The 13,075-nt window shown below is 59.2% G+C and carries 12 protein-coding genes; 7 read left to right on the top strand and 5 right to left on the bottom strand.

Features of this window, described 5'->3' with window-relative positions; genetic code table 11:
- Positions 1-49: 49 nt before the first annotated feature.
- Both metG and P3G59_RS22960 read right to left on the bottom strand, forming a co-directional pair.
- The gene (gene metG / locus P3G59_RS22965) at positions 50-2,101 is read right to left on the bottom strand and encodes a methionine--tRNA ligase (RefSeq protein ID WP_277759086.1); all 2,052 of its coding nucleotides are present in this window, start codon (positions 2,099-2,101) and stop codon (positions 50-52) included.
- An 11-nt stretch (positions 2,102-2,112) separates the two neighbouring features.
- Positions 2,113-2,283, bottom strand: a complete 171-nt coding sequence (locus tag P3G59_RS22960) for a hypothetical protein (protein WP_277759085.1) — start codon at positions 2,281-2,283, stop codon at positions 2,113-2,115.
- A 30-nt stretch (positions 2,284-2,313) separates the two neighbouring features.
- Here P3G59_RS22960 and apbC point away from each other — a divergent pair, with 30 nt between their 5' ends.
- Positions 2,314-3,408 (top strand): iron-sulfur cluster carrier protein ApbC, encoded by a 1,095-nt coding sequence (gene apbC, locus P3G59_RS22955; RefSeq protein WP_103305495.1) that lies wholly within the window; start codon positions 2,314-2,316, stop codon positions 3,406-3,408.
- Between the two features lie 92 nt (positions 3,409-3,500).
- On the opposite strand, the gene P3G59_RS22950 is transcribed toward apbC, so the two are convergent.
- Complete coding sequence (locus P3G59_RS22950; protein ID WP_277759084.1) at positions 3,501-4,259, bottom strand: SDR family oxidoreductase; 759 nt, start codon at positions 4,257-4,259, stop codon at positions 3,501-3,503.
- 165 nt (positions 4,260-4,424) lie between these two features.
- Between P3G59_RS22950 and P3G59_RS22945 the strand changes: the two genes are divergently transcribed.
- From P3G59_RS22945 to groL, 4 genes are all read left to right on the top strand, one after another.
- Complete coding sequence (locus tag P3G59_RS22945) at positions 4,425-5,156, top strand: DUF2470 domain-containing protein (RefSeq protein WP_277759083.1); 732 nt, start codon at positions 4,425-4,427, stop codon at positions 5,154-5,156.
- A gap of 65 nt (positions 5,157-5,221) precedes the next feature.
- Positions 5,222-5,698, top strand: a complete 477-nt coding sequence (locus P3G59_RS22940) for an FxsA family protein (protein WP_277759081.1) — start codon at positions 5,222-5,224, stop codon at positions 5,696-5,698.
- A 260-nt stretch (positions 5,699-5,958) separates the two neighbouring features.
- The gene (locus tag P3G59_RS22935; RefSeq protein WP_007916610.1) at positions 5,959-6,252 is read left to right on the top strand and encodes a co-chaperone GroES; all 294 of its coding nucleotides are present in this window, start codon (positions 5,959-5,961) and stop codon (positions 6,250-6,252) included.
- Positions 6,253-6,302: 50 nt separating this feature from the next.
- The gene (groL, locus tag P3G59_RS22930; protein WP_277759080.1) at positions 6,303-7,949 is read left to right on the top strand and encodes a chaperonin GroEL; all 1,647 of its coding nucleotides are present in this window, start codon (positions 6,303-6,305) and stop codon (positions 7,947-7,949) included.
- Positions 7,950-8,138: 189 nt separating this feature from the next.
- Here groL and P3G59_RS22925 read toward each other — a convergent pair whose 3' ends face one another.
- Both P3G59_RS22925 and P3G59_RS22920 read right to left on the bottom strand, forming a co-directional pair.
- Positions 8,139-8,882 carry a phosphatase PAP2 family protein gene (locus P3G59_RS22925; protein WP_277759079.1) on the bottom strand — a complete coding sequence of 248 codons (744 nt, stop codon included), beginning with the start codon at positions 8,880-8,882 and terminating at the stop codon, positions 8,139-8,141.
- Between the two features lie 54 nt (positions 8,883-8,936).
- Positions 8,937-10,886 carry an LTA synthase family protein gene (locus P3G59_RS22920; RefSeq protein ID WP_277759078.1) on the bottom strand — a complete coding sequence of 650 codons (1,950 nt, stop codon included), beginning with the start codon at positions 10,884-10,886 and terminating at the stop codon, positions 8,937-8,939.
- A 203-nt stretch (positions 10,887-11,089) separates the two neighbouring features.
- Here P3G59_RS22920 and colR point away from each other — a divergent pair, with 203 nt between their 5' ends.
- Together colR and P3G59_RS22910 are read left to right on the top strand one after the other, a co-directional pair.
- Complete coding sequence (colR, locus tag P3G59_RS22915; RefSeq protein ID WP_277759077.1) at positions 11,090-11,773, top strand: two-component system response regulator ColR; 684 nt, start codon at positions 11,090-11,092, stop codon at positions 11,771-11,773.
- Positions 11,763-13,037 (top strand): HAMP domain-containing sensor histidine kinase, encoded by a 1,275-nt coding sequence (locus P3G59_RS22910; RefSeq protein WP_277759076.1) that lies wholly within the window; start codon positions 11,763-11,765, stop codon positions 13,035-13,037. The genes colR and P3G59_RS22910 overlap by 11 nt, the downstream gene beginning before the upstream one ends.
- The last annotated feature ends 38 nt before the right edge of the window (positions 13,038-13,075 follow it).

Below are 13,075 nucleotides of genomic sequence, written 5' to 3'. Positions count from 1 at the left end.
TCCCACAGGCATGCGTGGCACGCCGGTGGGATCGATTTGCCGCCGAGTGTTACTTGATGCGTTGACCTGGCTTGGCGCCGCTGTCCGGGCTCAGCAGGTAAATCTCTTCACCGCCAGGGCCGGCCGCCATCACCATGCCTTCGGAAATACCGAACTTCATTTTCCGCGGCTTGAGGTTGGCAATCATCATGGTCAGGCGACCATCGAGTTTGGACGGGTCCGGGTAAGCGCTCTTGATCCCGGAGAACACGTTACGTTGCTCGTCACCGATGTCCAGCGTCAGGCGCAGCAGTTTGTCGGCACCTTCCACGTGTTCGGCTTTGACGATCAGCGCGACGCGCAGGTCGATGGCAGCAAAAGCATCGAAGTCGATTTCCGGCGACAGCGGATCCTTGGCCAGTTCGCCATTGCCGGCCGGGGCGGCGGCACCGGTGTCGGTCTGGCTGGCGGTCAGGTCTTCTTTCGAGGCGTCGCTCATGGCTTGCACTTTTACCGGGTCGATGCGGGTCATCAGCGGCTTGAATTCGTTCAACTGATGGTTGGCCAGCAGGGTGGTGTGGTCGTTCCAGGTCAGCGGGGCGACGTTGAGGAACGCCTCGGCATCGGCGGCCAGCAGCGGCAGCACCGGTTTGAGGAAGATCACCAATTGGCGGAACAGGTTGATAGCGGTGGCGCAGATCGCCTGGACTTCATCCTGCTTGCCTTCCTGTTTGTTCAACGACCACGGCGCCTTGTCGGCGATCCAGGCGTTGGCACGGTCGGCCAGGGCCATGGTTTCACGCATGGCCCGAGCAAAGTCGCGGGCTTCGTAGGCGTCAGCAATGCCTGGCGCGGCAGCGAGGAAAGCCTCGGTCAGCTCAGGCGCAGCATTGGTGTCGACCAGCAGGCCGCCGTTACCTTTCTGGATGAAACCTGCGCAACGGCTGGCGATGTTGACCACTTTGCCGACCAGGTCGGAGTTGACCTTCTGCACGAAATCTTCAAGGTTCAGGTCAAGGTCATCGACGCCACGGCCCAGTTTGGCCGCGTAGTAGTAGCGCAGGTATTCCGGCGACAGGTGATCGAGGTAGGTGCGGGCCTTGATGAAGGTGCCACGGGACTTGGACATTTTCTGGCCGTTGACGGTCAGGTAGCCGTGCACGTTGATCCCGGTCGGCTTGCGGTAGCCCGCGCCTTCGAGCATCGCTGGCCAGAACAGCGCGTGGAAGTTGACGATGTCCTTGCCGATGAAGTGGTACAGCTCGGCGGTGGAGTCCTTGCCCCAGAACGCATCGAAGTCCAGCTCCGGCGTACGGTCGCAAAGGTTTTTGAAGCTGGCCATGTAGCCGATCGGCGCATCCAGCCACACGTAGAAATACTTGCCCGGCTCGCCCGGGATCTCGAAGCCGAAGTACGGTGCATCGCGGGAGATGTCCCACTGTTGCAGGCCGGCGTCCAGCCATTCGGCGATCTTGTTGGCGACGGCGTCCTGCAGGGTGCCGCTGCGGGTCCAGGTCTGCAGCATTTGCTGGAAGTCTGGCAGCTTGAAGAAGAAGTGCTGGGAATCCTTGAGCACCGGGGTGGCGCCGGAGATGGCCGACTTCGGATCCTTCAAATCAGTTGGCGCATAGGTCGCGCCGCATTTTTCGCAGTTGTCGCCGTACTGGTCTTCGGTGCCGCATTTCGGGCAGGTGCCCTTGATGAAGCGGTCGGCCAGGAACATTTTCTTTTCCGGGTCGAAGTACTGGGTGATCGAGCGCTGGGCGATGTGCCCGGCGTCACGCAGCTTGATGTAGATCTGGCTCGACAACTCACGGTTTTCTTCGGCGTGAGTGGAGTGGAAATTGTCGAAATCAACCAGAAACTCGGCAAAGTCGGCGCTGTGTTCAGCCTGCACGTTGGCGATCAGTTGTTCCGGGGTGATGCCTTCCTTTTCCGCGCGCAGCATGATCGCCGAACCGTGGGCGTCGTCGGCGCAGACGTAAATGCATTGATTGCCGCGATGCTTCTGGAAGCGCACCCACATATCGGTCTGGATATATTCCAGCATATGGCCAAGGTGAATCGAACCGTTGGCGTAGGGCAGGGCGCTGGTGACGAGGATCTTGCGTGGTTCGGACATGTGGGGCTTCGCTACTTGATGAAACGGAGGTCGGCCACTATAAAGCGCTGGCGCATATTTTTCACCCTGTGCGCCTGTTTCATTGGATGAGCAGCCAGAAAAGATCGCAGCTGCGGCAGTACGCCGATCTCCTGCAGGAGCTGCCGAAGGCTGCGATCTTTTTCAGGTACGATACCCGTCATCTTTTCCCAGTCTTGTTATCGGAGTTGCCCATGAGCGCCGTCACTCGCGCAGCGGTGGAAGCCGTCCTCAGCCAATACACCGACCCTTACCTGAATCAGGACCCGGTCAGCGCCGGTTGCGTGAAAAACATCGAGATCATCGGTGATCGCGTCAATGTTCAGCTGGAAATCGGTTACGCCGCCGGTCTGTTCAAGAGCGGCTGGGCGCAGTTGCTGCAATTGGCCATCGAAAACCTCGATGGCGTAGTGATCGCCAAAGTCGAGGTCAACAGCGTGATTGCCGCGCACAAGGCGCAGGCGCAGATTCCGGGGCTGGCCAACGTCAAGAACGTGGTTGCTGTAGCGTCCGGCAAAGGTGGCGTCGGCAAGTCGACCACCGCCGCCAACCTTGCACTGGCCCTGGCCCGCGAAGGCGCCAAGGTCGGTATTCTCGACGCCGATATCTACGGCCCGAGCCAGGGCATCATGTTCGGCATTCCCGAGCGCACCCGCCCTGAGGTCAAGGATCAGAAGTGGTTCGTGCCGCTCAAGGCCCATGGTGTCGAAGTCATGTCGATGGCCTTTCTGACCGACGACAACACGCCGATGGTCTGGCGCGGGCCGATGGTGTCCGGCGCGCTGCTGCAACTGGTCACGCAAACCGCGTGGGGCGATCTGGATTATCTGGTCATCGACATGCCGCCCGGCACTGGCGACATCCAGTTGACCCTGGCACAGAAAGTCCCGGTGGCCGGGGCGGTGATCGTCACCACACCACAGGATCTGGCATTGCTCGACGCGCGCAAAGGCGTGGAAATGTTCCGCAAGGTCAACATTCCGGTACTGGGCGTGGTGGAAAACATGGCCGTGCACATCTGCTCGAACTGCGGGCATGCCGAGCATCTGTTCGGTGAGGGCGGTGGTGAAAAACTGGCGACCCAGTACGGCGTTGAACTGCTGGCTTCGCTGCCATTGTCGATGCTGATCCGCGAACAGGCCGACGGCGGCAAGCCAACGGTGATCGCCGAGCCGGACAGCCAGATTGCCATGGTCTATCAGGAACTGGCCCGCCACGTCGGCGCGCGGATCGTGTTGCAGGAAGCGGCAACCCCGGCGATGCCGAACATCACCATCAGCGACGATTGATCGTCGCCTGTTAAAAGATCGCAGCCTGCGGCAGCTCCTACAGGAAAACAATGTGTAGGAGCTGCCGCAGGCTGCGATCTTTTGATCTTGCTTTAGATGCGCAACCCGCCATCCATCTCCAGAATCCGCCCGGTGTAGTAGTCGTTCTCGAAGATATACGCCGCCGAATGCGCGATCTCTTCAGGCTTGCCCATACGCTTGAGCGGAATCCCCGAGGTCATCTTCTCCAGCGCTTCCGGCTTCATGCCCAGGGTCATCTCGGTTTCGATGAAGCCAGGGGCAATCCCCGCCACGCGAATACCGTAACGCGCCAGCTCCTTGGCCCAAGTCACCGTCGCCGCCGCCACGCCGGCCTTGGCTGCCGAATAGTTGGTCTGGCCAACATTGCCCGCCCGCGAAATCGACGAGATGTTGATGATCGCGCCGCTGTTCTTCAGCTCGATCATTTTCGCCGCCACCTCACGGGTGCAGAGGAACACGCCGGTCAGGTTGACGTCGATGACGGCCTGCCACTGTGCCAGGCTCATCTTGGTCATTTCACCGTCCTTGACCTTGAGCAGCAAGCCATCGCGCAGGATCCCGGCGTTGTTGATCAGACCGTGGATCGCGCCGAAATCGGCGGCGACCTGAGCGACCATGTGCTCGACCTGCTCTTCATTGGCCACGTTGCACAGATAGCTGCGCGCTTCGACGCCCTTGGCTTTGCAGGCTGCGACCGCGTCGTCGAGTTTTTCCTGATTGAGGTCGACCAATGCGAGCTTCGCGCCTTTGCCGGCGAAATACTCGGCCATCGAACGGCCCAAACCCTGGCAACCGCCAGTGATAATGATTACTTTGTCGTTGAGTTGCATTCGCATGCCCCGATAGCAGGTCTGAGTCGTTTTTGTTTTCAGCAACTCCCGATCTGCACCGGCCGTGGCTGGGGTGCACATGAGAATTGCCCGTCGGCGTGACGGGGGACTTGATCCCGGGCGCCTGTCCGTTTTTTCGACGGATTCTATTTAAGGAGTCATAAATTGAGCGTTGAAGTGGCGAAGAATGCCCGAGAATTGCTTCTCAAGGAATACCGCGGAGTGCTGTCGACCCACTCCAAAGCGATGCCCGGTTTTCCCTTTGGCTCCGTGGTGCCGTATTGCCTGGACGAGCAGGGTCGGCCGCTGATCCTGATCAGCCGCATCGCCCAGCACACCCACAACCTGCAAAAAGCCCCGAAATGCTCGCTGCTGGTGGGGGAGCGTGAAGCCGATGACGTGCAAGCCGTGGGCCGCCTGACCTATCTGGCCGAAGCGCAAAAGCTCGCAGACGCAGCAGCAATTGAAGCCGCCGCCGAGCGTTACTACCGCTATTTCCCGGATTCGCAGAACTACCACAAGGCCCACGATTTCGATTTCTGGGTGCTGATCCCGGTGCGTCATCGCTACATCGGCGGTTTCGGCGCGATTCACTGGGTCGATCAACTGACCCTGGCCAATCCGTTCGCCGGCAAGGCCGAGATCAGCATGGTCGAGCACATGAACAGTGACCACGCCAAAGCCATCGCGCATTACGTCGACCTCGCCGGTCTGCCGAAAACCGCGCCGGCGCAACTCGCCGGTATCGACACCGAAGGCATGCACCTGCGCATCGGTCAGGCGCTGTACTGGCTGCCGTTCCCAGCACCTTGTAATACGCCGACACAAGTGCGCGAAGCCCTGGTTTCATTGGCTCATGCCGAGGTCTGGGCAAAAAATGCAGCGGCCGACGCTTGAATTCACGAAAGGGCGACGTCATCTAAGGCTTACTGCAAGGCATTTCTTGCGTTGAGGAAACTTTGATGCGCCCTTTTCTGTTGCTCTTTCTGCTGTTTCCAGTGCTGGAGCTGTTCGTATTCGTCAAAGTGGCAGGGGCTATCGGGTTTTTCCCGGCCCTGCTGCTGATCATTCTCGGCTCGATGTTCGGTGTGTTCGTGCTGCGCGTCGCCGGTCTGGCCACTGCATTGCGTGCCCGTGAAAGCCTGAACCGCGGCGAACTGCCCGCGCAAACCATGCTCGAAGGCCTGATGCTGGCACTGGCCGGTGGCCTGTTGATCCTGCCGGGCTTCATCAGTGATGTAATCGGTCTGGTCATGTTGCTGCCCGTCAGCCGCCGACTGCTGGCGAACAAAATGCGTCAGCGCGCCGAAGAACAGGCCATGCGTCAGCGTGCGTTCGCCGACGACCTGCAACCCCGTGGCGGTCCTGCACCGCGTCAGCCTTTGGGCCGCGAGGGTGATGTGATCGAAGGCGAGTTCGAACACCGCGACACCAAGTAACTGCGTTATCGACACGGCACCTGCGGGTGCCGTGTTCATTTGTGGGCTGCTTTTGTGCAAAGCCCCGGTGAAAAATTTTTAGCCTCGCCCTTGTAATAAGCTTATGCGCCCTTATGTATCGGTCACCGAAAGGTTTCTGGCATTTGCGCCAGTCAGTCTTCCGCGTCTCGCTCGACGAGGCGCAACCGGCGAAGGCCGGATTTGTTAAACCCGCCGGGACTACACCGGCCGATGAAAACCACAATTAGGAGAGATCGACAATGAAGCTTCGTCCTCTGCATGACCGCGTCGTAATCCGTCGCAGCGAAGAAGAAAAGAAAACCGCTGGCGGTATCGTCCTGCCAGGTTCGGCTGCTGAAAAAGCCAACCACGGTGTGATTCTCGCTGTAGGCCCGGGCAAAGCTCTGGAAAACGGCGAAGTGCGCGCACTGTCCGTGAAGGAAGGCGACAAGGTTGTGTTCGGTCCTTACTCCGGCAGCAACACTGTGAAAGTCGACGGCGAAGACCTGTTGGTAATGAGCGAGAACGAAATCCTCGCTGTTATCGAAGGCTGATCCCCCCGTTCATTTTCCCGCTACTACAAAGTATTTAAGGAATATCGATCATGGCTGCTAAAGAAGTTCTGTTTGGCGATTCCGCCCGTAAGAAAATGCTCAAGGGCGTCAACGTCCTGGCTGACGCAGTAAAAGCGACCCTGGGCCCGAAAGGCCGTAACGTGATCATCGAGAAGAGCTTCGGCGCTCCGACCATCACCAAGGACGGCGTTTCCGTCGCCAAAGAAATCGAACTCGAAGACCGTTTCGAAAACATGGGCGCGCAGCTGGTCAAAGACGTTGCCTCCCGTGCCAACGATGACGCTGGTGACGGTACGACTACCGCTACCGTTCTGGCTCAGTCGATCGTCAACGAAGGCCTGAAAGCCGTCGCTGCCGGCATGAACCCGATGGACCTCAAGCGTGGTATCGACAAAGCGACCATCGCGATCGTCAAAGAGCTGAAAAACCTGTCCAAGCCATGCGCTGACACCAAGGCAATCGCTCAGGTAGGCACCATCTCCGCCAACTCCGACAGCTCCATCGGCGACATCATTGCCGAAGCCATGGAAAAAGTCGGCAAAGAAGGCGTGATCACCGTTGAAGAAGGCACTGGCCTGGAAAACGAACTGTCGGTTGTAGAAGGCATGCAGTTCGACCGTGGCTACCTGTCCCCGTACTTCGTCAACAAGCCAGAGACCATGGTTGCCGAGCTGGACAGCCCGCTGATCCTGCTGGTCGACAAAAAGATCTCGAACATCCGCGAAATGCTGCCAGTGCTGGAAGCCGTTGCCAAAGCCGGCCGTCCACTGCTGATCGTTTCCGAAGACGTTGAAGGCGAAGCCCTGGCGACTCTGGTTGTGAACAACATGCGTGGCATCGTTAAAGTTGCAGCCGTCAAGGCGCCAGGCTTCGGCGACCGTCGCAAGGCCATGCTGCAGGACATCGCCGTTCTGACCGGCGGTACCGTAATCTCCGAAGAGATCGGCCTGAGCCTGGAAGCCGCTACCCTGGAAAACCTCGGTAGCGCCAAGCGTGTGACCATCTCCAAGGAAAACACCATCATCGTTGACGGTGCTGGCGTTGAAGCTGACATCCAGGCGCGTATCACTCAGATCCGTGCCCAGGCTGCTGAAACTTCCTCGGACTACGACCGTGAAAAACTGCAAGAGCGTCTGGCCAAGCTGTCCGGCGGCGTAGCAGTGATCAAGGTTGGCGCTGGTTCCGAAGTAGAAATGAAAGAGAAGAAGGCCCGCGTTGAAGACGCCCTGCACGCAACTCGTGCAGCCGTTGAAGAAGGCGTGGTACCTGGCGGTGGCGTTGCGCTGATCCGTGCTCTGCAAACCCTGAACGACCTGAAAGGCGACAACGCTGATCAGGACGTTGGTATCGCCGTTCTGCGCCGCGCTGTTGAAGCTCCGCTGCGTCAGATCGCTGCCAACAGCGGTGACGAGCCAAGCGTTGTGGTCAACGAAGTCAAGAACGGCAAAGGTAACTTCGGTTACAACGCTGCAACGGGCGAATACGGCGACATGATCGAAATGGGCATCCTGGACCCAACCAAGGTCACCCGTTCCGCTCTGCAAGCTGCATCGTCGATTGGCGGTCTGATCCTGACCACCGAAGCGGCAGTAGCTGACGCGCCGAAGAAAGACGGCGCTGCTGGCGGCGGCATGCCAGACATGGGCGGCATGGGTGGCATGGGCGGCATGATGTAAGCCAGCTTTACCCCTGTAACGCAAAACCCCGCTGACGCAAGTCAGCGGGGTTTTTTATTGCCCGGATATGAGCCTCACACCCAACCCTTGTAGGAGTGAGCCTGCTCGCGATAGCGGCGTGTCAGTCACAATTATGTTGATTGACACACCGCTATCGCGAGCAGGCTCACTCCTACATTGGATCGTGTTTCAGGCGCTGACCGGTTGTGCCTTGACGACGGCCTCGGTTTTCACCGCCGGGCGATACAACACCCAGTAATACGATCCCAGACAAATCAGCCAACAGAAAATCGCCGTCCATACGTTGTGCGAAAAGAAATGCGCGCCTTGCATCATCCGGCTGATCGAAAACACCGAACCCAGTGCAAACGCAAAGATGAACGCCTGACGCGCCAGACGCGGACGGCGATCACGCAGGACAAAGAACAGCGCAAACAAGGTGAAACCGGTGGCCGCATGACCGCCAGGCCAGCAACGGCCGGGCTTGTCGGTCTGCGGGCGATGCTCCATCAATTTACTGTAGGTTTCATGCCCACCGAATTGCTCCAGGCTCCACGGGCATTGCACGGCCGTTACTGCTTTCACCGGGGTGACGAACGAAGTGGCAAGCCCCAGCGACAGCACCAGACAGCCCAGTTCACGCTTGAACGGTTTCAGCCTGGCGAGAAAAAACGAGCCGATAAAGCCCAATACCGCAAACACCGAAAACGCGATCACCACCTGTTTGGCGCGGTCGTGCAGGATGTCTTCAAGGAAGAAACTATGGCGGCCAATGAAGTCGCCGGCCACCGGGTCATAGAACAACCGCGCCAGTACCATGTCCAGGTCAGTCATTTCCAGCAGGATCAGCGTGAGCGCTGCAACGACGGGGATTCCCAGATACAGCCACAGATTCATCGGGCGAGGCGTGGGGCGTACAACATTTGATGACATGTCGGATCCTGAATAATAGAAAGCGCCCCGGGGCATCAGCCCGGGGCGTCTCGATTAACGTTCGCTGACTTGCGGAGCCCCCTCCTTGGGTGCTTTCCAGGCAAGTAGCTGTTGCTTGAAGCCATAACTGGCGGTTTGGTAATAAGTGATCGCGCGGCTGATCAGTGGATCATCACTGGTCGCTCGGGATTCGCGGCTCTCGGTCAGCGCATCGTCATGCCGACGCAAGCCCTGACGCGGGCTGAGAATCGCCAGATCCTTGCCGTCGAACAGGCCCAGGTGCTGATAGTTGCCGACCACGACGCGCGGTGGCAGCGGGTTGTCCTGCAACAGGTTGCGACCGAAGAACGTCGACTGGTAATCCATGTTCAACAGGCCCAACAGCGTCGGCGCCAGGTCGATCTGGCTGGCCAGTTGGCCATTCTCGCGAGGTTCGATCAGCTTCGGTGCATAGATGAACAGCGGGATTTGATAGTTGGCGATCGGCAAGTCTTCTTTACCGGCGCTGCCCGCCGTGTGATCGGCGACGAAGATGAACAGGGTATTGTCGAACCACGGTTTCTGCCGTGCCTGTTCGAGGAATTGGCCGATTGCGTAGTCGGTGTACTTCACCGCGCCATCGCGGCCGTTTCCGGACTTGATGTCGATCCGGTTGTCCGGGTAGGTGTAGGGGCGATGGTTGGAGGTGGTCATCAACTGCAACAGAAACGGCTGTTTCCTCGCATAGTCGGCATCGGCCAGCTTCAGGGTCTGTTTGTACAGATCTTCGTCGGCCATGCCCCAGGCATTCTTGAAATGAATGTCGGCTTCATCCACGCTGCTTTGATCGACCACGCGGTAACCATTGCCGATGAAGAAGGCATTCATGTTGTCGAAGTAGCCGCGTCCGCCGTAGACAAACACGCTGTCGTAGCCCACCGCACTGAGTTGCTGGCCAAGGCTGGCGAAGCCGCTTTCACGGCCGATGCGCTTGACGATCGAACGGCCCGGGGTTGGCGGAATCGCCAGGGTGATGGCTTCCAGGCCTCGGTCGGTACGCGTTCCGGTGGCGTAGAAGTTGTTGAAGTACAGGCTCTGTTTGCGCAAGGCATCCAGATTCGGTGTCAGGTTACGTTCGTCGCCATTGCTGCCCAGGTACTTGGCGCTGAGGCTTTCGATGGTCACCAGCACGATGTTCGGTGTACGCGCGGTGCCCGGGTTATCGATCATCCGGCGGATGTCCTGCGGATCCTGACCGATGAAGCGGGCGTTGGGCTCGCTCAGCTCGGCGCGAATCTGTTGGGCGACCCTGTCAGGCGCGTGGCTGCTGTAGAACTGTGTGTAATCCAGTTCGTTATTGCGGAACGCGGCGAAGAACTGGTACGGGCCATTACTCGCCAGTTCATTCTGATAGGCGTTGCCGCCTTGGGCGCGGGGCGCATCCTGGCTGAGCAGTTGCAGGCTCAGACCGACGACGAGCAACAGCGCCAGCGCATTGAGCAAACGTCCACGCAATGGCGGCAGCGGAGCGTCCAGCGCCGCATTGAACGGCTTGCGCAGGGCGAAGCTGAGCGCAACGGCCAGTAGCGCAAGAATGCTCAGCAGCGTAGCGATCGGATACGACTCCAGCACGTTGTTCAGCACTTCGTCGGAATACACCAGATAGTCGACGGCGATGAAGTTGAAACGCACGCCGAACTCGTCCCAGAACAGCCACTCGGCCACCGACACGAACAACATGGCGAACAGGCTGACGGTCAGCAGGCCTTGCAGGAACCAGCGATGACCACGGCGGCGCCACAGGGCTGGCGGGCACAGTAGCAAGTAAAGGCCCAACGGCAGCGCCGCATAAGCGAGAAAACCCAGGTCATACAGCAAGCCGATGCCAAACACCGAAAAAGCGCCGCCGCCCGCCTCATCCAGATGAGTCAGCAACAGAACGGTTCGCGTCAGGATAAACACCAGCAGCCACGCACCCGTGACCAACAGCAGAAGGCGCAGGGGCGCCGTCTTGAAAAAGTCCATTGTCTACATTCCTTATATCTAATGGCGCGAGAGTCTCGCGTTGTCACTGTAGACAGGTTGTGAACCAAGAGTGAAAAACTCGTTAAGGTTTGAATATGCCTGAGAGAGTTGATTCACGAGGCTTTCAGCCCTAGCTCTAAGCTGAATCTGGCCGTAAGCTGCGCGGGCCATGACGGCCGTTACTGTGTACGGAGGAGGTGCCCATGCGAATTCTGCTGGTCGAAGACAACCGCGACATCCTGGCCAATCTGGCCGATTACCTGGGCCTCAAGGGCTACACCGTCGACTGTGCGCAGGACGGTCTGTCGGGCCTGCATCTGGCCGCCACCGAACATTACGACCTGATCGTGCTCGACATCATGTTGCCGGGCATCGATGGCTACACCCTGTGCAAACGCCTGCGTGAAGACGCTCGCCGGGACACGCCGGTGATCATGCTGACCGCGCGCGATCAACTCGACGATCGCTTGCAAGGCTTCAAATCCGGGGCTGACGATTACCTGGTCAAACCGTTCGCCCTGTCCGAACTGGCCGCGCGTGTCGAAGCGGTAATGCGGCGTGCCCAGGGGGGCGGTCGCCGGGCGTTGCAGGTTGGGGACTTGAGCTACGACCTCGACACACTGGAAGTCACCCGCGAAGGCAAGTTGCTCAAACTCAACCCGGTTGGCCTGAAATTGCTGGCGGTGCTGATGCAGAAGAGCCCACACGTGTTGCGCCGGGAAATTCTCGAAGAGGCGCTGTGGGGCGATGATTGCCCGGACAGCGACAGCCTGCGCAGCCACGTTCACCAATTGCGTCAGGTGATCGACAAGCCGTTCAGCAAGCCACTGCTGCATACCGTGCACGGCGTTGGTTATCGCTTGGCCGAGGGGCGTGATGGAGTTTAAGCAAAGCCTATCCCAGCGGATCATCATTGCCTTTGCGCTGATGAGCGCACTGGTGGCCGGTGCGTTTGCCATGGGCATTGTCGCGACCGTGCACCTTGTGGAAGAGAAGTTGATTTCGGCCGGGCTGGGCGGCGATCTGCAGCGCCTTTTGCTGATGGACAATGTCTCGGACTGGAGCCACCGCCCGGAACCGGATCAACTGTTCTACTTCAGCGGTGGGCCGGGGGATTTCGAACTGCCCAAGGACCTGCGTCACCTCGATGCGGGGTTCCATGAAGTGTTCCGCGAGCAGCTGTCGTATCACGCGATGGTCGAGATCGTCGACGGTCGGCGTTATGTGCTGTTGCAGGACCAAAGCGATTTCGAAGAGCGTGAACGCGTGCTGTTTGCCGTGGTGCTGGTGGGCTTCGTGCTCAGCCTGGCACTGGCGGTATTTCTTGGTTGGGTGTTGGCGCGCAAAGTGATGGCGCCGGTGGTGCGACTGGCCCGGCAGGTGCGCCATCGCGACCAGTTACTCGGGCTGGCACCGCCGCTGGCGCCGGATTATGCGGCAGACGAAGTCGGCGAACTGGCGGTGGCGTTTGATGCCACGCTGGGACGTCTGCGTCAGGCGCTGACCCGTGAAAGATTGTTCACCAGCGATGTCAGTCACGAGTTGCGCACGCCATTGATGGTGCTGGCCAGCTCCTGCGAACTGCTGATGGAAAACCCGGCCATCGATCAACGTGGGCGCAATCAGGTCGAGCGCATTGCCCGCGCCAGTGAGGAAATGCGCGAACTGGTACAGACCTTCCTGATGCTTGCCCGCTCCCAGCGTGAAGACGCCGGTTCGGCGCCGCAACAGAATCTCGCTCAAGTGGCGGACAGCCTGCTGTGCGTGTGGCGTGAGCCGATCGAAAGCAAAGGCCTGACCTTGCAGTTCGAACCGGGAAATCCGCCGACCACGTGCCACAACGCGACGTTGTTGACTGCGGTGATGGGCAACCTGTTGCGCAACGCGTGTCACTACACCGAACACGGCTTCATTCGTCTGACGCTCAATGCCAATGGCTTCGTGGTGGAGGACTCCGGTGTCGGTATTCCGGAAGAAAAACGCGAAGCCATGTTCGAGCCTTTCGTGCGTGGCAGCGAAAAACGCGGCGAAGGCTTGGGCCTCGGATTATCGCTGGTTCAGCGGATCTGCGAGAACCAGGGCTGGACCGTCACCTTGAGCACGATGGAACCCAATGGCTGCCGCTTCGAGGTGGATCTGGGCAAAATCTGACGCAAGAGGTGGCTCAAGGCTACTCCCTCTTACCTGTC

It is taken from the genome of Pseudomonas sp. A34-9 (genome assembly GCF_029543085.1).
Lineage (GTDB): Bacteria > Pseudomonadota > Gammaproteobacteria > Pseudomonadales > Pseudomonadaceae > Aquipseudomonas.
This window is presented reverse-complemented; position numbering and strand designations above follow the sequence as displayed.

What these genes read in the sequence shown, in the direction of transcription:
- metG (WP_277759086.1), bottom strand. Translation starts at nt 2,101, where the DNA reads ATGTCCGAACCACGCAAGATCCTCGTCACCAGCGCCCTGCCCTACGCC.
- P3G59_RS22960 (WP_277759085.1), bottom strand. Translation starts at nt 2,283, where the DNA reads ATGACGGGTATCGTACCTGAAAAAGATCGCAGCCTTCGGCAGCTCCTG.
- apbC (WP_103305495.1), top strand. Translation starts at nt 2,314, where the DNA reads ATGAGCGCCGTCACTCGCGCAGCGGTGGAAGCCGTCCTCAGCCAATAC.
- P3G59_RS22950 (WP_277759084.1), bottom strand. Translation starts at nt 4,259, where the DNA reads ATGCAACTCAACGACAAAGTAATCATTATCACTGGCGGTTGCCAGGGT.
- P3G59_RS22940 (WP_277759081.1), top strand. Translation starts at nt 5,222, where the DNA reads ATGCGCCCTTTTCTGTTGCTCTTTCTGCTGTTTCCAGTGCTGGAGCTG.
- P3G59_RS22935 (WP_007916610.1), top strand. Translation starts at nt 5,959, where the DNA reads ATGAAGCTTCGTCCTCTGCATGACCGCGTCGTAATCCGTCGCAGCGAA.
- groL (WP_277759080.1), top strand. Translation starts at nt 6,303, where the DNA reads ATGGCTGCTAAAGAAGTTCTGTTTGGCGATTCCGCCCGTAAGAAAATG.
- P3G59_RS22925 (WP_277759079.1), bottom strand. Translation starts at nt 8,882, where the DNA reads ATGTCATCAAATGTTGTACGCCCCACGCCTCGCCCGATGAATCTGTGG.
- P3G59_RS22920 (WP_277759078.1), bottom strand. Translation starts at nt 10,886, where the DNA reads ATGGACTTTTTCAAGACGGCGCCCCTGCGCCTTCTGCTGTTGGTCACG.
- colR (WP_277759077.1), top strand. Translation starts at nt 11,090, where the DNA reads ATGCGAATTCTGCTGGTCGAAGACAACCGCGACATCCTGGCCAATCTG.
- P3G59_RS22910 (WP_277759076.1), top strand. Translation starts at nt 11,763, where the DNA reads ATGGAGTTTAAGCAAAGCCTATCCCAGCGGATCATCATTGCCTTTGCG.